Source organism: Brevibacillus sp. SKDU10 (assembly GCF_001645205.1).
Classification (GTDB): Bacteria; Bacillota; Bacilli; order Brevibacillales; family Brevibacillaceae; genus Brevibacillus_B; species Brevibacillus_B halotolerans.
The window spans coordinates 18,575-39,429 of the sequence record NZ_LSSO01000151.1 but is presented as its reverse complement, the minus strand read 5'-3'; the positions used below and the strand labels follow the sequence as shown (position 1 = coordinate 39,429).

Genomic DNA, 20,855 nt, shown 5'->3' with positions numbered 1-20,855 from the left:
GGTAGATGGGTTATGTGAAGCATAATCAAATAACGCTGTATCAATATATTTTTTTAATTGCGGGTAATCAGGTAGGTTTGGGGATTTTATATATTCCGCGAGAATTAGCACGTGAAGTAGGAATCGATGGCTGGATATCTATTGTGCTGAGTTGGATCGTTGTTTGTATCGCTAGCATCATTATCACAAAAATGATGGCCAGAAATCCCGAACTTACGCTATTCCAGTCTTTACGTATCTATTGCGGTCCAATTGTTGGCTGGTTCATGTATTTTTTGATAGCGCTCCACCTCATCGTGTTTACCTATGCGATAGTAGCAGGTTCCATTTTTTTAATCCAGGTATGGGTTCTACAGAGAATTTCGAGCTTTTGGCTAATGATTTTATTTGTTATCCCGATTTATATGCTGTGTTCTCATGGATTTAAAAACATTGTTCGCTATGCTCAATTTGCTATTTTGATAAGTGTGTGGATGCCTTTGCTGTTGATTTTTCCCTTACAATATGCTAATCCATTCTATCTGCTTCCGATCATGCGAGAAGGACTAGAACCTGTGATAAAAGGTGTCATGCCTGCCATTACCTTCTTTTGGGGCTTTGAGATGATCATGTTTTTCTATCCTTTCTTAAAGGATAAATCAAAAGCAACAGCGGGTGCTCTCATCGCCAATACTGTTTCGATGCTGGTTTTGTTGTTTGTCACCATCATCTGTTTTCTCTTTTTTTCACAGGAACAAGTGGCTAACTATATGTGGCCCACGCTTACCTTATTAAAACTAGTGGAGTTTCCGTTTTTAGAGCGTTTTGAAGTCATTTTTTTGTCGTTTTATTTGTTTGTTCTTTCGATATCATGGATTACCCTCAGCTATTTTTCTGTCTATACCGTAGAGAATCTATTCCATGCTGAGATGAGGAAGAAACACTTTCTGATTTTGTTAGGATGTCTTATCGTCATTTCGCTTTTATATTCGCCTAGTTTTTTAGAAATCCGTCATTTTTTAGAGATAGCACAGCCACTCAGCTATTTCGTGAGTTATTTGTTCCCTCCAATTTTCTTACTGTATCTGGTCCTATTTCAAAAGGTCATACAGAGGAGGCGAGAGAGATGATTAACAAGCATTACGTTCACATGTTTCTGTGGATCGTTCTGCTCTCTTTTTTGATGAGTGGATGCTCGCAACGGATCAATATTGAGAATGCAACGTTTAATTTAACACTTGGTTTGGATAAAAAAGGAAAAAATCTTTATTACTATTCAGTAAGTCCTGTTTTTAATGAAGATGCATCTAAAAAAGTAGAAACACATGAAGTTAAAGCAGATAGTATTCGTAACGCACGTAATTTTTTTGATGCTAGCTCTATCGGACTTTTAACTACTGCCAAACTCCAGCAGGTTTTGATTGGAAGGGAATTATTGGAGTCGCATGATGTGTTTCCCTTATTAGATGTTTTGTATCGGGATGTGACTAGTGCTAGTAATGCGAATGTTTTAATGGTGGATGGGCAGGTAAAGGATGTGATTATGTTCGAAGCGAAAAACAAGCCCCGTCTGCCCATATATCTTGGTCAGTTAATTGATTCGACAGCAATGCGTAACCTGATTTCGCGTTCTACGTTACTCGATTTTCAATGGACGGTAATGGAGAAGACGATTACACCTTATATTGGAGTTGTCCGTAAAGAAAAAAATCAATTGGAGATAAAAGGGACCGCTTTATTAAATCAGCAAGGAAAGGCTGTAACGACGCTTTCTCTTCAGGAGACTACGATTATGCATATGCTTCAACGCTTGCATAAAGGCTTATTCTCCCTGACGTTACCCCTGAAGGAAACAAAAAATAAAGCTGACAGCAAAATCATAAGCGCCACCTTTGAACGTGTGACTCGAAAGGTGAAGCTAGTAAAAAAGGATAATCAATTCTACTATAAAATCCAGCTAAAAATGGATGCGAACCTGAATGAAAGCGTAAATTTATTTCCTGCGCAGAACACCATGCAATCAATTGAAAAGTTTCTTGAAAAGGCAGTAAAAAAAGAAACAGAGAAGGTAATAAAAAAACTCCAGCAGCACAAAGTAGATCCTCTAGGTCTAGGAGATTACATGAGAGCGTACTATTATCAGGATTGGAAAAACATGCAGATGGATTGGGGAAGTGCGCTTGCAAAAATAACTATTATGATTGAGCCAGAAATTAGGGTGATTTTCAACGGATTGGTTCAAGAATAACAGGGCAATAGTTACGCTATACAAAACAGAGAAAAGCGAGTAGAATAACTGTATTATAACAGATGAGGGGGAGAACGTGTTATGGTGTCATGGGAACAAGTAGAGCAAATGCCATTAGAACAAGTCGTAGATGAAGTAATTGAACGACACACTAGCATTCATGCAAGTTGGAGCATTCCTCCTCGATCGAAACAACTGTCTACTGCTCATCTAATCACGGCGGATACCTTATTGTGCCAGATTAGTTTATCGAAAAGCCTGCACCGTTGGCTAAATATGCAGAGCACAGAGCCTGGGGATTTATTACTTGCTTGGACGAATATCGGACTTTTGGTGGAAGGTACGATGAAATGGTTCCTTAGCGTTTTTCATGAGGAAGTCCGAATTGAATGGGAGAACCAAGTCGTAAAGTTTCAAGATCACTATTCCCAAGAATCATTTTTATACATGATGAGAAAATTTTTTCATCAGCGTATTTGGTTTGGAAAGGGAGACTTCGATCGCTGGGTGATGCATGTTCACGAATGCCGCTTCTATGGTCTTAGTGAACAGCAACAATTACAAAGTCGTATGGAGCGGTTTGATGAGGCTGTCCGTGTCTATTTACACTTTTTACGTTTTCACCAGGAGTTGGTCGAACAGCAATTCATCCATCAGGCAGAAGAGAGTACAAGGTAAACGGTAAAGATCCAAAAGGATATAGGCATCTCTTGAGGGGCTAAAAGGAGGTGCCTATTTTATTTTGGTAAAAACGTTACAACTTCTCACTATTTCTAGCAAAAACAAGTATACTAGAAGCAGAGAAAACAAGGAGGAAAAGTGCCATGCATAAAGATTTATCACCTGCTTTTGAACAATTAAAGAACGAGCATGGTCCGCTCCGGCAATTAATGGAAGAGTTGTATGAACAAGCCGTTACAATGGGGAAAACAGGAGATGAGAAGAGCTATGCTCAGAGTCTGCATTCATTAGAAGAAAAGGTAGACAGTTTTTTGCTTATGCTAGAAACGCACGCCGAGCGTGAAGAATCCTTTTTTTTCCCTATGATATTTGAGCTGACGGGTGGAGAGAACGGACCTATTGCAGTCATGGAAGAGGAACACCGAGAAGCGAAACAACATTTAGTACATTTCAAAGAAAAAATGAGCACAGTAGGCGTAACGATTGACAAGAACTCAGCTATTATGACGGCTGATCCTGTAGCGAAAGCCTACGTAGTTTTATCCGATCACTTTATGAAAGAAGAGATGGTTCTTTTTCCAATGGCAAACCAACTGCTATTAGAGGAACAGAAGGACGAGTTGCAGAGACAGTTAACGAAAGCAGACAGAAAAAAATAGGGTTAACCAAATCGGATAAAGGAGACTGTTCAACGTCTGAGCAGTCTCTGCGACAGTCACTGGTGCATGAACAAGAAACGGCTTTATTTATGACGAAACATTCTGAAAACGCATCAAACCCATATATAATAAAGAGAAATAGTGGGGAGGTATGGAAGTGAGAGAAATTCAACGAACTCGCCGCAATACATTAGGGGATATTATCAGAAGAAGTAGTCTCCGGTTTCCGAAAAAAATAGCTTTGCGCTTTAAAAGGGAGGAGGTTACCTATCAACAACTCGATTCATTAATAAACCAAACAGCTCAATACTTCTGCTCGAAGGGACTGCAAGTAGGTGATCGTGCTGCTGTACTATCCCGTAACTCACTTGACTTTGTAATTGTTACGTTCGCTTTAGCCAAAGCGGGAGTTATTATGGTCCCGATCAACTATATGCTGAATGTAGAGGATGTTGCATATATCATGGGACATGCAGAGATTCAGGCTTGTTTTGCTGCGCCAGAATTCCTAGCTGTAGCAGATAAAGCGAATGAGATTGCGAACTGTAAGTTGCGACTACGAGCCATCATATCAAGCCCTGCCGATCCTATTCGGGAATGGATGCCATTGCGTACGATGATTACTGACTTACCAACAGAAGAGCCTGATGTGAACTTGGATGATGATGACGTCGCTCACATCATGTATACAAGTGGTACGGAGTCCAAGCCAAAAGGCGTGATGCTTACTCATAAAAACTTGATAGCGCAATACATGAGTGTAATCTTAGATGGTGATATGACGGAGCAGGATATTTTGGTTCATGCTTTACCGTTATTCCACTCCGCCCAGCTTCATTGTTTCTTAGGTCCGCATTTATATGTTGGCGCAAGCGGCACTATTTTAGAACATGCTACACCTGCACTGATGCTTGAGACGGTAGAACAATACGGGGCAACACAGCTTTTTTGTCCGCCTACTGTTTGGATAGCTTTATTGCGTTCCGAGGATTTTGCAGCTCGTAATTTATCTTCTTTGCAAAAATGCTACTACGGAGCTGCCATCATGCCTGTAGAGATTATCAAAGAGCTTAGTATGCGCTTACCTCAAAGCAAGCTGTATAATTTTTATGGACAAACAGAAGTAGCTCCGCTAGCCACCGTATTAAAACCACATGATCAGCTTCGCAAAACAGGCTCGGCTGGGAAGCCTGCCTTACATGTAGAAACAAAAATTGTTGATGAGTCAGGAAACGAAGTACCGATTGGCCATATCGGCGAGATTGTACATCGGAGCAGTCATATCATGCTTGGCTATTTTAAGGATGAGGAGAAAACGAGAAGTGCTTTTCAAGGTGGCTGGTTTCATAGTGGTGACCTCGGTAGCATGGATGAAGAGGGCTATATAACAGTGGTAGATCGCAAAAAAGATATGATTAAAACGGGAGGTGAAAACGTAGCTAGTCGTGAAATTGAAGAATGGATTTATCTGCATCCCAAGGTTTCGGAGGTGGCAGTGATCGGTATTCCGCATCCGTATTGGATCGAAGCAGTTACAGCGATTGTAGTAGCGAAAGCAGGGGAAGAAATAGAAACAGAAGAATTATTGCAATTTTGTAAAAAAGGACTCTCCTCCTTTAAAGTGCCTAAATTTGTTGTGGTCACGGATCAGCTACCACGTAATCCTGGCGGGAAAATTTTGAAAAGAGAGCTACGCATACAATATCAGACGTTGAGTGAAATGGAAAAATTACATTGATAAGCTTTGTGTGGAAGCCTTTTTCGTAACGGAGAAAAGGCTTTTTTTCATATGCGGAAAGGTAAGGAGAGAGGCGATTATGAAATGTGGCTGAATGAGGATAAATTTTTAACGTATTAGTAATTCTAAAATGGATCGTATAAAATGGTTGACTTAAACTTTAGTTGTAACTATAATTGTTACATGTTAATAAGACGACAAGTACTGTATAACATTCTTTGTGAATACCCAGTCGTTGAATAGTATATTTCTTGAATCTTTTTATATGACTAGCATGGTTATGACAATAGGATTATAAATGGAAAGATGAGGTAATGTAGCGATGACGATAAAAATTAAAGCTTACTCTGATTTTATATGTCCATTTTGTTTTTTAGGAAAAGGCCCATTAGATGAGATCGTGAAGGAAAAAGATGTAGAGGTAGAATGGATGCCATTCGAATTGCGTCCAAGTCCCTATTCAAAGATTGATCCATGGAAGGAGCCTGACAAGCTTAGCTCCTGGGATTCCTTTATTCTGCCGACTGCTAAAAAGCTAGGCGTTGATATGCGTTTGCCGCGTGTTTCACCACATCCATATACACACTTGGCATTTGAAGCCTATCAGTACGCGAAGGAACAGGGAAAAGGCAATGAGTATCACCATAGAGTGTTTACAGCATTTTTCCAAGAAGAACAAAACATTGAAGATATTGATGTGCTGACAAAACTAGCGGGTGAAGTTGGACTTGATATGGATGAGTGCAGGGAAGCCTTGGTAACACGAAAATATAAAGAAGTGCATCAGAAGCTATTAAAGCATGCCTATGAAGAAGCACAAATTATGGCTGTTCCAACGCTCGTGATTGGTGACGAAGTGGTACAGGGATTAGCTAGCAAGGAAACCTTAGCAAAAATTATTGATAAGGAACTAGATAAAAATAAGACAAACGAGTTTGATGGATTGCAATGCTCTTTGGACGGAGAATGCTAATAGATTGAGATCAGACTTGCTTATCTGAATCTGGAGGATACTTATATGGGTCAACTAACTAACTTAGAAATCATTCGCAGAACATACGAGGGGCCATCTTCTTCTAACGCTCAGCATTTGCTTGCAGCCCTTTCGGATTTCGTAGAATGGACGGAGGCACCAGGTTTTCCATATGGTGGAACATACATTGGTGTAGAGGCTGTCATGCAGAATGTATTTAGCCGTTTGGCAACGGAATGGGACGATTTCAAGGCAAGCGTACACACCTATCATGAAGTAAGCGAGAAGGATATCATTATCGTTGAAGGGGTTTATTCTGGAACCTATAAAGCCACAGGGAAAGCGTTTCAAGCAGAGTTTGTACACATTTATCACCTTCATGAGGGGAAAATTATCAAATTTAAACAATATGTTGATAGTCATGTTGTGCAACAGGCTATGACCTTTTAAATCATCAGCCGTAAATAACAGCGGTAGCAATATAGAAGGAGTTGAGGCAACTAGGGATTCAATTGTTCTAGTTGCCTTTTTTATTTGTTTATATCGTTTTCGTCGTTTCCACGCAGGAAATAAAATACCAATTTATTGCTATACTACATATGAATAACCTTGCTTGAAGTTGAGGAAAAGAATCGTTCATGTACACCTGACAGGCTGATTACTTACTAAAGGACCTTTTGGGAAGAAAGGGGTATCAGTGATGATGAAACTAGTACTTATTCGGCATGGACAAAGTCTATGGAATCTCGAAAATAGGTTTACAGGATGGACAGATGTGGATTTGTCCACGAATGGACTTCAAGAAGCAAGAGAAGCAGGAATGATCCTGAAGAAAAATGGGTATGTGTTTGACGTAGGCTACACCTCTGTTTTAAAAAGAGCAATTCGTACTTTATGGATTGTTTTACATGAAATGGATCTCATGTGGATTCCTGTCCATAAAACATGGCAATTAAATGAACGTCACTACGGGGCCTTGCAAGGCTTAAATAAGGCAGAAACAAGTCAAAAATATGGAGCAGAGCAGGTTCAATTATGGAGAAGATCAACCGATGTACGCCCGCCTGCTCTGACAAAGGATGATGAGCGCTTTGAAGCCTCTCATCCAAAATATAAAGCGTTAAAGGAAGGGGAATTTCCTCTAACGGAAAACCTTGAGGATACCGAAAAACGAGTTTTAGCCTATTGGAATACGGAAATTGCCCCTACATTGAAAAAAGGCCAAAAGGTCATTATCTCCGCTCATGGAAATACGATTCGGGCCTTAATCAAATATTTAGATCAAATTTCTGAGGACGGTATTGTAAGCTTAAACATTCCGACTGGTATTCCGCTGGTATATGAATTGGATGATCAATTAAACCCAATTAATCATTACTATTTACGTATGGACGGCAAGGTTCCTGAAGGCGAAGTTCCCAAGCATATTGATATGCATTAACTAAGATTTTTTGGCATTGGAGTATCTACTTTTCCACAATGAATTGCAGGGAGTGAAGGTAAGATGAAGATGCAACGCGGAAAATTTGAAGGATTACAGAGGTTATCGAACGATAAAGGAGTAATCGCTGCTTTAGCCATTGACCAGAGGGGCTCTATGAAGAAAATGATTCAAAAAGTCAAAGGAGACTCATATCATATAGAACAGGTCAAGATTTTTAAAGAGGCTGTTTCCCGTGAATTAACTCCTTACGTTAGTGCGATCCTATTAGACCTCGAAACAGGAGAATACGGTATTCAAGCAAAGGACGATCGAGCAGGATTGTTGCTTTCTTATGAGAAAACAGGATATGATGCTACGGAACCAGGGCGTTTACCAGATGTGATAGAAGATTTGTCTGCTCTTCGAATTAAAGAACAGGGAGGAGATGCCGTTAAGATTTTAGTCTACTATGATCCTGACGAATCTACTGAGATTAATGAAAAAAAGCATGCATTCCTAGAAAGAGTAGGAGCGGAATGCAGAGCGGTAGATATACCGCTTTTTGTGGAGCCCATTGTTTATGATCAGTTTGTGGAAGACACAAAAAGCATCGAGTTTGCAAAAATAAAGCCTGTTAAAGTAAAGGCATCCATCCAAGAATTCTCGAAGCCACGTTACGGGATTGATGTATTAAAGGTAGAGGTTCCTGTTAACTTCAACTATGTTGAGGGATTTGCAGAGGGAGAGCATGCCTATACGAGAGAGGAAGCTGCCAGACATTTTAAAGAAGCTTCAGACCTAGCTACCCTACCCTTTATCTATTTAAGTGCAGGCGTTACATCGGAATTATTCCGGAAAACAATTGAGTTCGCGATCGAAGCTGAGTCTGCCTTTTGCGGTGTACTTTGTGGACGGGCTACTTGGTTTGACGGCGTAGCTGCTTATGGAGAAGGAGAAGAAGAGGGATTGCGTCAGTGGCTACAAACCAAAGGGAAGTATAATATTGATCATTTAAACGAATTATTAGATAAAGCTTCTCCATGGTGGTCCATTTATGGAAAAGCAGAAGACATCCAAATTATAGACTAGTTCAGCTACCGCTTTGTGAAGGAGAACTAAACATAGATAGAATAAAAAAGAGTAGAACCAGTGCATTGCTGCCAAAACAGGAGTGTACTGGTTTTTTTGTCTTTGTACGTAAGAAAAAAGAGAGGATTGGGGAATCATGAGAACGATTACAAAAATACCTTGACGAAAATAATTACCTTAATTTAAAATTAAAACGAAAATAATTTTCATCATAGAACTGGGGAGAAGAAAATGAGCGGATTCTTTGAACAAGCACAACGCTTTGGGAAATCATTCATGCTGCCTATCGCTGTTCTTCCTGCAGCAGGTTTATTACTTGGTATTGGAGGAGCCTTGTCAAATCCCAATACATTGGTAGCGTATCCATTTTTAGATGTACCTTGGTTACAAGCCATTTTCACCATTATGAGTTCAGCGGGTTCTATTGTGTTTGCTAACCTAGCTATCATCTTCGCTGTTGGGATTGCAGTAGGTTTGGCTCGTTCTGATAAAGGAACCGCTGGATTAGCAGCAGTATTAGGGTATTTAGTTATGAACGCCACTATTAACGCGATGCTCATTATTACGAGCAAGTTAGCAACTGAGAATTTGGCAGCCGTTGGTCAGGGAATGACGCTTGGGATTCAAACATTAGAAACTGGGGTTTTCGGAGGTGCTGTTGTTGGTGTTTTAACAGCCCTTCTGCATAATCGGTACAACAAGGTTGAACTGCCTCAATTTTTAGGATTCTTTGGTGGTTCACGTTTTATTCCTATCATTACTTCATTTGCCTCTATTTTGCTGGGAGTAGCGATGTTTCTTGTATGGCCACCTATTCAATCAGGAATTTTCAAACTAGGTGGCTTCGTTGAATCAACAGGATACATTGGAACATTCTTCTATGGATTTATTCTTCGTCTACTAGGTCCTTTTGGCCTGCATCATATTTTCTACATGCCATTCTGGACGACTGGTCTTGGCGGTTCATTGGTTGTTAATGGAACATTAGTGGAAGGAACCCAGAAAATTTTCTTTGCCCAATTGGCTGATCCAAACACAACGCAATTTTATATCGGAACGGCTCGTTTTATGTCAGGACGCTTTATCACCATGATGTTTGGACTATTGGGAGCGGTACTCGCCATGTATCAATGCGTGAAGCCAGAGAATCGCAAAAAAGTTGCCGGTCTACTGCTTTCGGCGGGTCTAACCTGTTTTTTGACAGGAATTACGGAGCCGATCGAATTTTCATTCTTGTTCATCGCACCTGCTTTATATGCTGTGCATGCATTCTTTGATGGTCTAGCGTTTATGATGGCTCATATTTTCCAGATTACGATTGGTCAAACCTTCTCTGGTGGCTTTATTGACTTTGTTCTGTTTGGAATTCTGCAAGGTACTGCCAAAACAAACTGGTTATATGTTCCGATAATTGGTGTTTTCTGGTTCTTCTTGTACTACTTCACTTTCCGCTTTGCGATTAAGAAATTTAATATTAAAACCCCGGGACGTGAAACTGATCAGGGTTTAAATGAGGCTGAAACGGATGGAGCACAAACAAGTCGTGCCGTTACTATTATTGAAGCCTTAGGTGGAAGCGAAAATATTAAAGATGTGGATTGCTGCGCGACTCGCTTGCGTATGACCGTTTTTGACGGTGAAAAAGTGTCTGAAGAAGAGCTGAAGAAGACAGGAGCAAAAGGTGTCATTTTGAAGGGAAACGGCGTTCAAGTTATTTATGGACCACATGTGACTATCATTAAAAATGAAATTGAAGAAACATTGGGAGTGTAGGTACCGTGAATGAGATCACAAATGAAGTAATAAAAGAACAAATTAAGCATGGCTTGGTCGTATCATGTCAGGCTTTGCCTGATGAACCCTTGCACAGCGCTTTTATCATGGGGAGAATGGCACGGGCGGCTGAGGAAGGCGGTGCCATTGGTATTCGTGCCAATACGCGGGAAGATATTGCAGAAATTAAAAATCAGGTCAAGCTACCAATTATGGGAATCGTCAAACGCGATTACGACGATTCAGAAATTTATATCACTCCAACCATGAAAGAAATAGATGAGCTAGTCGAGACAGGCTGCGAAATTATTGCGCTAGATGCGACTGATCGAATTCGACCAGCCGGGAAAACACTAGAACGATTTGTTCAGGAAGTAAAAGAGAAATACCCGTCCCAATTGCTAATGGCGGACGTTGCTACCTTGGCAGAAGCGAAAAAGGCAGAGGAGCTTGGTTTTGATTTTGTCTCTACTACTCTCGTTGGCTACACCCCTCAGAGTATCGGGCAAAGGCTGTACGATAACGATTTTTCCCTTTTGCAGGAAATACTTGCATGTGTTTCTGTGCCAGTCATTGCGGAGGGAAATATCTTAACTCCTGATATGGCCAAGCGCTGCTTAGAGCTAGGAGTTTATGCTGTAGTTGTAGGAGGGGCTATAACGCGTCCGCAGCAGATTACAAAGCGTTTTGTTGATCAGCTTGCGAAAGCATAATAATCGCGCTATCTTTCTATTAGGAAGAGAAAGGCAGATGTAGAGTCTAAAAAAGAAGGCTTCGCCAATTGGTGAAAGCCTTCTTTTTTTCAAAGATTATCCTTGTTTATGCTGGTAAAGAACGCGCAATGTTTCTTGGCGTTTAGCCAATAAATCAGCATCCTCGGCTAACAGCATCGAAATGACATCAATGATGAAATAGAATGCAAGCTGGCTTTGCACCAATTGTAATTCATCACTTCGTCGAAGGGTGGATGTGAACAGGACTATATCAGAGGTATCGGTGAGGGGCGTGTGATTATAGTTTGTGATGCTAATGACAGTGGCTTCATGCGACTTAGCTTCCCTAGCAGCATCAATGACTTCACGTGTCAGCCCCGTATTTGACAGGCAAATGACCAAATCATTGCTGGTTAAAAGCGAAGCATCCATCAGCATCATATGAGGATCAATAATCGCATCGACCAGCAAGCCAAACCGTACCAATCTGTTTTTCATCTCCAGAGAGGTCAAGCCTGAGCTGCCGATCCCATAGATGTGAATAACCCGTGAGTCTATAATCAATTGAACAATCTGTTTGATAATCGCTGGATCAATCATTTCAATCGTAGACTGGATGATCTGCAAATAGGTATTTCCTACTTGAGCAAATGTATTTTCACTTGTTTCTGCAGGAGCAACCTCACGACTTAACATGATTTTAAATTCGACAAAATTATTACAACCAATCTTCTTACAAAACCGGGTGATGGTTGAAGTGGATGTTTCTACTTTCTGTGCTAATTCTTTAATATTAATATTTAACATCAGATCCTTATGCTTCCGGATGTACTCTGCAATTTCTTTTTCCTTAGAAGATAGCAGGTGAAAATTAATTTGAATACGTTCGAAGACTCCTGCTGTAGACAAAAGCCGGGCACCTTCCTCTCATGCTTGAAATACTTTCATTATACTGTTTGATTTACATTTGGACAAAACATATTAACTAGGGCTTGTCTTGCAGAAGGAACATTTTTTTCGATTCTAGTAGCAAAAGAAGTTTGTTCTCAAGGAACCTTTTCTTATTTGGAGCTGATTCTGCTATCATAGGTACGAAAGTAAAACCGGATAGAGTAAATTAACATGCAAAAGGAAGGAACAATACAATGAGCTTTCAGTTGAGTCGAAGGATCATTAAAACCTTGTGCGGTCAGGTCTCTTACGAAAAAGGTGACGCATATTATCGAACGGGAAAGGTGATGATTACGCATTATGGCCCAGATCAACAAAGCTATCAAGCAACGGTAAATGCGGGGAACGGTTACCAGGTTACTGTTACATTAAACAGAGGGGAAGTGAGTGCGGAATGCACTTGTCCTACCCTTTCTTCGTACGATAAATTTTGTCAGCATATTGCTGCTGTATTGTTAAGTATACGGGATAGTAATCAGGATAGTAGCAGACCATTTAATCGTATCAATGCTAGTCAGATACTGGTTAGAGAGGAGATAGCTGAGGGGCGCGAGTATACCAGAGCAAAATTTGCCGATTCTTTGGAGCGGCCTGCAATGTTCTCTGATCCAGATGCACAAATGGCAAAACAGATGCTGAAGATATTTAGCCGCCAATCGTTGCGTCCAAGCAGTACGCGTGCACTCCTAGATACAAGGGAGGTTCTTGACGTAGAGTTTATTTGTAGACCCTTCCATTATGGTTATGGTAGGTACATGTTTGGTCTAGAGCTTAAATTAGGGCCAAAACGACTCTATGTTGTTAAAAATATAAGAGAATTTCTTGATCGAATGGATCGTCGTGAAGGGGTTATTTTCTCGAAACACTTTGCCTATGATCCTGAGCTTCATAGCTTTCAAAAAGAAAACGATGAAGTTCTTCAGCAATTAGTCCAAATTAGTAAGAACGAAAGAATGTTTCAAGATACATGGAATATTTCCGTCCATGCTAATAGTAAGAGCGGTGATCGGATGCTTTTGATTCCTCCTTTTTCATGGGAGCCTCTTCTAACCTTGCTTATGAAGGCCCCATTGGTAAAGCTTGAGCAGGGAGATCGTCTGCTTGATGGTATCCATTTATCCGATGGGCCATTACCTCTGCAATTTGAATTCGACCAAGCGCAGTCTACAGGCTATCAGTTGGATATTCGGGGCTTAGATAAGCTCACCATCATGGAATCATATGAAGTAGTCCTCTCAGATGGAAAGCTTATAAAGCTACAGCAGGAACAGTGCAAGCGTCTCCTTGAACTAAAAAGAATGCTTGATCCATCTCACAGGAATCAAGTTCAGATTCAGCCAGAGCAAATGGAACCTTTTATGGAAAAGGTTATACCTGGTCTGATAAAGCTAGGAAGTGTGCATATTGCTCAAGCTGTTTCTGAGAAAATCGTACAAACACCGTTACAGGCAAGGCTATACCTAGACCGAGTGAGAGATCGATTGCTTGCAGGTCTTGAATTTCAATATGGCGATATTATCATCAACCCTTTGGAGACTACTAGCCGGAAAAAAGATACTGATCCGATTCTCATGAGGGATGGTGATCAGGAGCAACGAATTCTGGAGCTTATGGAAAAAAGCTCCTTTGTGAAGACGGAAGCAGGATATTTTATGGATGATGAAGAGGCGGAATATGAATTTTTATACCATGTCATTCCCGTGCTAGAGAAGCTCTTAAAGGTATATGCAACCACAGCAGTAAAAGTAAGACTTCACGCTTGGCATACTCCTCCTAAGATAACAGTAGATGTAGATGACCGAATGCAATGGCTTGAATTTAATTTTGATATGGCTGGAATACCTGATTCAGACATTCGAAAGCTACTGAAATCGCTTGAAGAGAAGCGAAAATACTATCGATTACCTAATGGAGCATTATTACCGTTGGAGAGTGTGGAGTTCCAAGAGATCTCCCTCTTTATAAATGAGCTAGGTATACGAAAAGAGGAGTGGAAGGAAGCGAATCTACGTCTTCCATTAGTCCGTGGACTTCATTTGATTGATTCACATGAAAGGGGCAAGAACGTCAAGCTGAGCAAATCGCTTCGACGTCTTTTAGAGAATATTCGAAATCCTGACAATCTGGATTTTCCTGTACCCGAAAGCTTGGCTCGTGTACTTCGAGACTACCAGATATATGGATTTCAATGGATGAAAACGTTAGCGCACTATCGTTTTGGCGGTATTCTAGCAGATGATATGGGACTGGGCAAAACATTGCAAAGCATCGCTTTTATCGTGTCCGTGCTGCCAGAGATCCGAGAGCAGGGAATGCCAGTGTTAATTGTCTGCCCAGCTTCTTTGGTGTACAACTGGCGAAATGAGCTGAAAAGATTTGCACCCGAGATTCAGACTGTCATCGCTGATGGCAGCAGAGTGGAGCGCACTAGCATCATACGAGAAGCATCAGGGGCAGATGTTATCATTACCTCTTACCCACTACTGCGTAGGGATATTGATTTGTATGCTGCCTCGATGTTTCATACTCTTATTTTGGACGAGGCACAGGCTTTCAAAAATTACGTCACCCAGACGGCACAGGCAGTAAAGGAGATTCAGGCCAAGTATCGCTTTGCTCTTACTGGAACACCTGTGGAAAACAAACTGGAGGAATTGTGGTCGATCTTTGACGCCGTGTTCCCAGAACTCTTTCAGAATAGAAAGGCGTTCCATAATGTAACGCAAGAAGTGGTAGCCAAAAAGATTCGACCGTTTTTATTACGCCGCTTGAAAACCGATGTATTAAAGGAACTTCCCGAAAAGATTGAATCACTGCAAGCGTCTGCGCTTCTACCAGATCAGAAGAAATTATATGTCGCCTATCTGGCAAAATTACAGGAGGAGACATTAAAACATTTGGATGAGGATGGCTTTCAGAAAAACAAGATTAAAATTCTAGCTGGTTTGACTCGGCTTCGCCAGATATGCTGTCACCCTGCTCTGTTTGTCGAGGACTACGCAGGAAGCTCCGCCAAGCTTGAACAATTGCTAGAGGTTATTCAAGAGTGCCTAAGCGCTGGGAAACGAATTCTGGTGTTCTCTCAATTTACCCAGATGCTTGGATTAATTGGTCGAGAGCTAGGTTATTTGGGGGTACCGTACTTTTATTTGGATGGGAGTACACCCACTGCTGAACGGGTTGAGCTGTGTAACAGGTTTAATGAAGGGGAGCGAGATTTGTTTCTTCTTTCCTTAAAAGCAGGTGGTACTGGATTGAACCTGACCGGGGCAGACACGGTTATTCTCTATGATCTGTGGTGGAACCCGGCTGTAGAACAGCAAGCAGCTGATCGCGCCCATCGAATAGGACAGAAAAACGTAGTGCAGGTGGTACGTCTGGTCACCCAAGGTACAGTGGAAGAGAAAATGTACGAGCTTCAGCAGAAAAAGAAAAATCTAATTGAGGAAGTAATTCAGCCAGGTCATGAAGCTTTATCTACTTTAACTGAGCAGGAAATCAGGGAGATTTTGATGATTTGATGAAATATGTATGCACGAAGAGGATTTGTGTTTTACAAACTATCAATGATACGGACTTCTAGAAACACTCCGTATCATTGATTATGAGATAAGAAGAAAATAGAAATGATGAAAACACCTATTTTACATATAAAGAATAATAATATAAGATTATATAAATTCCAAATGTTACATGCTCATACAGTAGACTATTGTCAATACCGACATACAATATGTAAGGATAGAATGAATGTAAGATCATACAAATATAAAACAGTCATAATGAAATATTGGAGGAATCAAATGTCAGACAAGAAAGCATACGTAAACGTTGAACTATTAAAACCACTGCAACTAATTCCAACTAACATAACATGTATTCAATGTGAAGCAAATGCCTCTTACATTCAGTGTGCGATTCCTAATCGAGAAAGCAAAGCCATTCAAATAATAGCTAGATCAACGTATTGTAAAAATCATGTAGGATCAATAGCAACAAAGCGAGACATACCTATAGCAAGCACTAATGAAGAACTCAAAAATTTACGAGTAAATGGCGACTTTGATGAACTATGGAAGAAACTACTGAGCTGATGATGAATCGTTTCTAGTCGAGTGTAGGAACAAGATAGACCTGTGGGTGAACGGGTGATGATGCTTAGAGAGGCTCTTTTATCGGAAGCAGAGGAACTAAGCCAACTTGCTCTGGATTCAAAGGCAACATGGGATTATGACGAGGCGTTTATTTTAGCTTGGAAAGAAGACTTAACCATAACCCAAGCATACATAGAAAAAACATGTATATGTGCTAGAAAAGGAAGGCAGAGTCATTGGCTTTTTTCATTTGTGAGGAAAGAGCTTGATAGCCTCGATTTCCTGTACATGCATCGGGACTATAAGGGTCAGGGATACGATAGCATTTTATGGAGCTTTGTAAATGAAAAAGCAATTTGAGGCTAACAGTAACCCACCATTTCTATAATAGAAATGAAGTGCCTTTAGTTTTGGCTCGCACATTACCGAAAATGAATCTGTCGATACGGCAGATTTTTTTTGTAACAAACAAAGAACGCAAACATAAGCCCTGTAATGTGATAGAGGAGAAATACCGCCCTCTACATGTACCTTGGGCAATTTTAAAGCCTATTTGTTAGCAAATTGGAAAAAATGCAGTTGACGGACGCTTTACCCAATAATCTACATCGGTTGGAGAAGGGACCTCAGGAAGGCAGTTATCTTTATCCATTAAAACGAGCAGTAGCTTATCTTCCTTGCTATATTTCTCAGCTTCACTTAGTGGAATTAAGGTCAGGTCGATGCGGTTTCCATCAGTAAACAACATCAGGTATGAGAAGCGCCTGCCTATTCAGAGGGAAACATGGACATAGCCTCAGGAGTTTGTAAAATAATTCGATCCCCAAAAACATGAATCCACTCAGAGTCTTCAATAAAGGAATCAATGAGTTTATTTATAGCTTGGTGTATCGGATTGTCTATGCTCAGGGTACCATTAATTCTACCGTCATTTGTATATAAGGGTAAATAAATGAAAAATAATAAGAAGAAATCGTTATGCGTTATGCAAATATGATAGGAGGGATTTGAATCAAACGGCTATCCTCATCTCCAAGTGAAATAAAGCCTCATTATCAAGTTGTTGTGATTGGTTCTGGTTATGGAGGGAGCATTGCAGCCTCTAGAATGGCTCGCTCTGGGCTAAAGGTTTGCCTGTTAGAGCGCGGAAAAGAATTTTGTCCTGGGGAATTTCCTAATACTGAATTTGAAGCTTGTTAGGGAGTTATCGATTCAGTTACCGCAATTTACCATAGGCTCCTCTACGGGGTTATATAACTTTCATGTAGACGAGGATATCAATGTACTAACAGGCTGTGGCTTGGGGGGGGACATCATTAATAAATGCAAACGTTGCCATAAAAGCCGAACCTCGCGTATTTGAATGTACGTGTTGGCCAAAACAAATTCGTGAAGATGTGCATACCTTGATTGAGGACGGGTATACCCGAGCCCGGGAGATGCTAATGCCACGAGCTTATCCTGATAGCTATCCTGTATTAGCAAAAGCAAAAGCACTTGAAAAATCAACGGTAGATATGGGATATCCGTTTTATAAGCCAGAGCTTACAGTTACTTTTGAAGCGTTCAAAGATGGAAAAAACCATGTAGGTATTGAGCAGGAGCCTTGTGTATGCTGTGGAGATTGTGTGTCTGGATGCAATTATGCAGCAAAGAATACGTTGGCTATGAATTATTTGCCTGATGCTTCTAATTTCGGTGCAGAAATTTTCACTCAGGTAAGTGTTTCTCATATTGAACAAAAGGATAAGCAGCATTTCGTTTACTATAATCTCCTGCATGATGGCCGTGAGTTTCTGCATGCTCAAGATACCTTATTTGTGACCGCAGATATCGTTATTGTTTCAGCAGGATCTTTAGGAAGTACAGAAATTTTGATGCGATCTAAAAAATCTGGATTACCTCTATCCGATCAGATTGGTAAACATTTCACCGAAAATGGGGATGCTGTTGCTTTAAGTTATAATACAGAAACCCAAATCAATGGGGTAGGCTTCGGTTTCTTAGATCCTCGACACATGGAGCCCGTGGGACCATGCATCACAAGCATCATAGATATGCGAAACCAGCCAGTATTAGAAGATGGAATGGTTATTGAGGAAGGAAATCTGCCCTCGCCTTTGGCCAATCTATTGCCTGTGAACTTAGCTAAAGTGGCTAAGGAATTCGGAGAACCGCTTAGCTTACATATTGAGGATCATATAAAAGAAAAAGAAAGAGAGCTCATCAGTCTTGTTTGCGGGGCTCGTACCGGAGCTGTCCGAAATACACAAACCTACCTCGTCATGGCACATGATGATGCGAATGGGCAATTGTATCTAGATGACACACATAATCGCCTAAGAGTCCGTTGGAAGGGCGTAGGCAAGCAAGCTGTTTTTGAAACGGTGAATAGAACCTTAAAAAAGGCCAGTGAATCTCTAGGTGGAGGACAGTATGTCATTAATCCCATTTGGAGTAAATACTTCGACAAGGATTTGATAACGGTTCACCCTTTAGGAGGTTGTATTATGGCAGATAGTGCTGAGCAAGGCGCTGTTAACCATAAGGGACAACTATTTTCTGGAATAAAAGGGGATGCTGTTCACGAAGGTTTGTATGTTTGCGATGGGTCAATTATTCCACGTTCGCTTGGGGTCAATCCCTTATTAACCATTGCTTCCTTGGCGGAGCGTATCTGTTACTTGCTAGCGAAAGACCGTAATTTACAAATAGACTATGAATTCTCAATGCAGCCGTCTGAGACAAAAAAATCAAGGGACAATGGGGTTATCCTTTATCGAGACCATGAAAGGTTATTTTGCAAAAAAGGTGCTCGATGATTATCGCAAGGGCTATGAGATTGGTAAGCAACAAAATTCTTCTTTTATATTCAATCTAACCATACAAACTGACAATGTAGAAGAACTACTGGAAAGGAAAGAACATCAAGCTTCTGTTACCGGCATAGTAGAGGCTCCTGCTTTATCCAATAAGCCTTTAACCGTACATAAAGGTACATTTCATTTACTTGTAGATGATCCATCCACCCCTGATAGCAAAGAGATGTGGTATCGCTTATGTATGAGCTCAGTAGAAGGACAAGCTTATTTTATAGAGGGGTTCAAAAAGATTAGACATGACTCGAAGCTAGACATGTGGTCGGATACCACAACCCTATACATCTCTGTTTATGATGGAGAGGATCATACTGCTCCCATGCTTGGCCGAGGAATTTTGATGATGGAAAAAGAAGATTTTATGAAGCAATTAACGACGATCCGAATACTAAATGAGACCAATCAAATCGAAAAAATGAAGGCAATTGCCCGATTTGGAACGTTTTTTGCTGGCTCTCTTTATGAAACATATGGAAGTATTTTCGCTAAGGAGCATGTATTTAATCCCACAGCTCCTCCTCGTAAAAAGCGTTCATTGCGTACAGGAGCCCCAGAAATTCATTACTTTGTTACTGGGGATGGTGTAGAACTTCGCTTAAGTCGGTATCGAGGGGGGGATAAGGGACCTATTATGTTAACTCATGGGTTCGGTGTATCAAGTATTATTTTTTCACTTGATACGATCGAAACCAATCTATTGGAGTATCTTTATGCGCATGGTTATGATGTATGGCTACTGGATTGGCGTGCCAGTATCGAATTGCCATATCATCATAATCAATTTACATTGGATGCTGTTGCAAAATTTGATTATCCAGCTGCTATATCGAAAATCCAGTCGGTAACTGGAGCCGAGTACATCGATGTACTTGCCCATTGCGTCGGTGCTGCAACTTTTACCATGTCCATGCTAAATGGGCTTCAAGGAATTCGTTCTATCATTTTATCCCAAATCGCTGCTCATTTTAAACCGCCACTCCTAAACCGATTAAAAGTAGGGCTATACTTGCCTACGTTACTTAGTAAACTTGGCATAGACTCTTTACAGGCTTATTACGATACTGAAGACGATTGGTTTAATGTAATGTATAACCAAGCCTTGAAGCTTTACCCTCTGTCGTTAGAGGAAAGATGTCACAGCCCTGTTTGTAGGCGTGCAACCTTTATGTACGGACTTTTATTTGAGCATGAACAGCTCAATGAACCGACACATGATGTCTTCATGAAATGCTAGGTGGAGCTAATATTACTGCCTTTGAGCAAGTAGCTCTTATTTTTAGGGAGGGAAGATTATTGCGACATGATGGAGCGGATGTGTATATGGACCATTTAGACCGTTTAGCTATACCCATCACTTTAATTCATGGAGCAGAAAACCAAGTAAACACGCCAGAAGGGACAGAACAGACCTATCACGAGCTATGTGAAAGGAATGGAAGCTCTCTATCAACATCATATAATTCCAGAGTATGGCCATATTGATTGTCTTTTTGGAAAAAATGCCATACGAGATGTTTATCCCTACATTCTGGAGCATTTAACAAGAGTAGATAACGGTAAAGAAAAGATAGAAAAATAGATAGAAAAATAGATAGAAAAAAATGACCCTTTGGCCATGGATAATAAGAAAAGCATGTGCCGAAGGGTTATTTGCT

Annotated in this window: 20 protein-coding genes and 1 pseudogene; 18 read left to right on the top strand and 3 right to left on the bottom strand. The window is 40.6% G+C overall.

Annotated features, from left to right (window positions below):
* Positions 1-5 precede the first annotated feature (5 nt).
* The 11 genes from AYJ08_RS11815 (at position 6) to AYJ08_RS11765 (ending at position 11,276) form a co-directional block, all read left to right on the top strand.
* Positions 6-1,109, top strand: coding sequence for a GerAB/ArcD/ProY family transporter (locus tag AYJ08_RS11815; protein WP_064017886.1), 1,104 nt, complete (start codon positions 6-8; stop codon positions 1,107-1,109).
* A complete protein-coding gene (locus tag AYJ08_RS11810) occupies positions 1,106-2,227 on the top strand; it encodes a Ger(x)C family spore germination protein (RefSeq protein ID WP_064017885.1) in 1,122 nt (373 codons plus the stop codon). Before AYJ08_RS11815 ends, AYJ08_RS11810 begins: the two co-directional genes overlap by 4 nt.
* Positions 2,228-2,308: 81 nt before the next feature.
* On the top strand, positions 2,309-2,905 hold the full coding sequence (locus AYJ08_RS11805; protein ID WP_064017884.1) for a hypothetical protein: 597 nt from the start codon (positions 2,309-2,311) through the stop codon (positions 2,903-2,905).
* A 146-nt stretch (positions 2,906-3,051) separates the two neighbouring features.
* A complete protein-coding gene (locus tag AYJ08_RS11800; RefSeq protein WP_031415329.1) occupies positions 3,052-3,567 on the top strand; it encodes a hemerythrin domain-containing protein in 516 nt (171 codons plus the stop codon).
* Positions 3,568-3,718: 151 nt separating this feature from the next.
* Positions 3,719-5,305, top strand: a complete 1,587-nt coding sequence (locus AYJ08_RS11795; RefSeq protein WP_369799679.1) for an acyl-CoA synthetase — start codon at positions 3,719-3,721, stop codon at positions 5,303-5,305.
* Positions 5,306-5,627: 322 nt separating this feature from the next.
* Positions 5,628-6,278 (top strand): DsbA family oxidoreductase, encoded by a 651-nt coding sequence (locus AYJ08_RS11790; protein WP_064017882.1) that lies wholly within the window; start codon positions 5,628-5,630, stop codon positions 6,276-6,278.
* A 45-nt stretch (positions 6,279-6,323) separates the two neighbouring features.
* The gene (locus AYJ08_RS11785; protein WP_064017881.1) at positions 6,324-6,728 is read left to right on the top strand and encodes a nuclear transport factor 2 family protein; all 405 of its coding nucleotides are present in this window, start codon (positions 6,324-6,326) and stop codon (positions 6,726-6,728) included.
* A gap of 250 nt (positions 6,729-6,978) precedes the next feature.
* On the top strand, positions 6,979-7,719 hold the full coding sequence (gene gpmA / locus AYJ08_RS11780; RefSeq protein WP_064017880.1) for a 2,3-diphosphoglycerate-dependent phosphoglycerate mutase: 741 nt from the start codon (positions 6,979-6,981) through the stop codon (positions 7,717-7,719).
* Between the two features lie 63 nt (positions 7,720-7,782).
* Complete coding sequence (locus AYJ08_RS11775; RefSeq protein ID WP_064017879.1) at positions 7,783-8,790, top strand: tagatose 1,6-diphosphate aldolase; 1,008 nt, start codon at positions 7,783-7,785, stop codon at positions 8,788-8,790.
* 231 nt (positions 8,791-9,021) lie between these two features.
* The gene (locus AYJ08_RS11770) at positions 9,022-10,563 is read left to right on the top strand and encodes a PTS transporter subunit EIIC (RefSeq protein ID WP_064017878.1); all 1,542 of its coding nucleotides are present in this window, start codon (positions 9,022-9,024) and stop codon (positions 10,561-10,563) included.
* A gap of 29 nt (positions 10,564-10,592) precedes the next feature.
* Positions 10,593-11,276, top strand: coding sequence for an N-acetylmannosamine-6-phosphate 2-epimerase (locus tag AYJ08_RS11765; RefSeq protein ID WP_197490641.1), 684 nt, complete (start codon positions 10,593-10,595; stop codon positions 11,274-11,276).
* Positions 11,277-11,372: 96 nt separating this feature from the next.
* Here the strand turns inward: AYJ08_RS11765 and AYJ08_RS11760 are convergent, their stop codons facing one another.
* On the bottom strand, positions 11,373-12,185 hold the full coding sequence (locus tag AYJ08_RS11760) for a MurR/RpiR family transcriptional regulator (protein ID WP_064017876.1): 813 nt from the start codon (positions 12,183-12,185) through the stop codon (positions 11,373-11,375).
* A gap of 236 nt (positions 12,186-12,421) precedes the next feature.
* On the opposite strand from AYJ08_RS11760, the gene AYJ08_RS11755 reads away from it, so the two are divergent.
* The 3 genes and pseudogenes from AYJ08_RS11755 to AYJ08_RS11745 form a co-directional block, all read left to right on the top strand.
* Positions 12,422-15,748: a DEAD/DEAH box helicase gene (locus tag AYJ08_RS11755; RefSeq protein WP_064017875.1), complete on the top strand. Its 3,327-nt coding sequence runs from the start codon at positions 12,422-12,424 to the stop codon at positions 15,746-15,748.
* Positions 15,749-16,030: 282 nt separating this feature from the next.
* Complete coding sequence (locus AYJ08_RS11750; RefSeq protein ID WP_231929094.1) at positions 16,031-16,321, top strand: hypothetical protein; 291 nt, start codon at positions 16,031-16,033, stop codon at positions 16,319-16,321.
* Between the two features lie 57 nt (positions 16,322-16,378).
* Positions 16,379-16,675 (top strand): annotated as a pseudogene (locus AYJ08_RS11745) (GNAT family N-acetyltransferase); the annotation flags it as partial.
* 202 nt (positions 16,676-16,877) lie between these two features.
* Here AYJ08_RS11745 and AYJ08_RS24920 read toward each other — a convergent pair.
* The gene (locus AYJ08_RS24920) at positions 16,878-17,069 is read right to left on the bottom strand and encodes an aminoglycoside 6-adenylyltransferase (RefSeq protein ID WP_064017874.1); all 192 of its coding nucleotides are present in this window, start codon (positions 17,067-17,069) and stop codon (positions 16,878-16,880) included.
* 20 nt (positions 17,070-17,089) lie between these two features.
* Positions 17,090-17,158 (bottom strand): hypothetical protein, encoded by a 69-nt coding sequence (locus tag AYJ08_RS24915; RefSeq protein ID WP_369799680.1) that lies wholly within the window; start codon positions 17,156-17,158, stop codon positions 17,090-17,092.
* Positions 17,159-17,386: 228 nt separating this feature from the next.
* Here AYJ08_RS24915 and AYJ08_RS23990 point away from each other — a divergent pair, with 228 nt between their 5' ends.
* The 4 genes from AYJ08_RS23990 to AYJ08_RS23975 all read left to right on the top strand — a co-directional run bounded on the left by AYJ08_RS23990 (position 17,387) and on the right by AYJ08_RS23975 (position 20,682).
* The gene (locus tag AYJ08_RS23990; protein WP_231929092.1) at positions 17,387-17,521 is read left to right on the top strand and encodes an NAD(P)-binding protein; all 135 of its coding nucleotides are present in this window, start codon (positions 17,387-17,389) and stop codon (positions 17,519-17,521) included.
* A 95-nt stretch (positions 17,522-17,616) separates the two neighbouring features.
* Complete coding sequence (locus AYJ08_RS23985) at positions 17,617-19,143, top strand: GMC family oxidoreductase N-terminal domain-containing protein (RefSeq protein ID WP_064017873.1); 1,527 nt, start codon at positions 17,617-17,619, stop codon at positions 19,141-19,143.
* On the top strand, positions 19,109-20,434 hold the full coding sequence (locus AYJ08_RS23980; protein ID WP_231929091.1) for an alpha/beta hydrolase: 1,326 nt from the start codon (positions 19,109-19,111) through the stop codon (positions 20,432-20,434). Before AYJ08_RS23985 ends, AYJ08_RS23980 begins: the two co-directional genes overlap by 35 nt.
* A 59-nt stretch (positions 20,435-20,493) precedes the next feature.
* Positions 20,494-20,682 carry a hypothetical protein gene (locus tag AYJ08_RS23975; RefSeq protein ID WP_197490634.1) on the top strand — a complete coding sequence of 63 codons (189 nt, stop codon included), beginning with the start codon at positions 20,494-20,496 and terminating at the stop codon, positions 20,680-20,682.
* Positions 20,683-20,855: the final 173 nt, after the last annotated feature.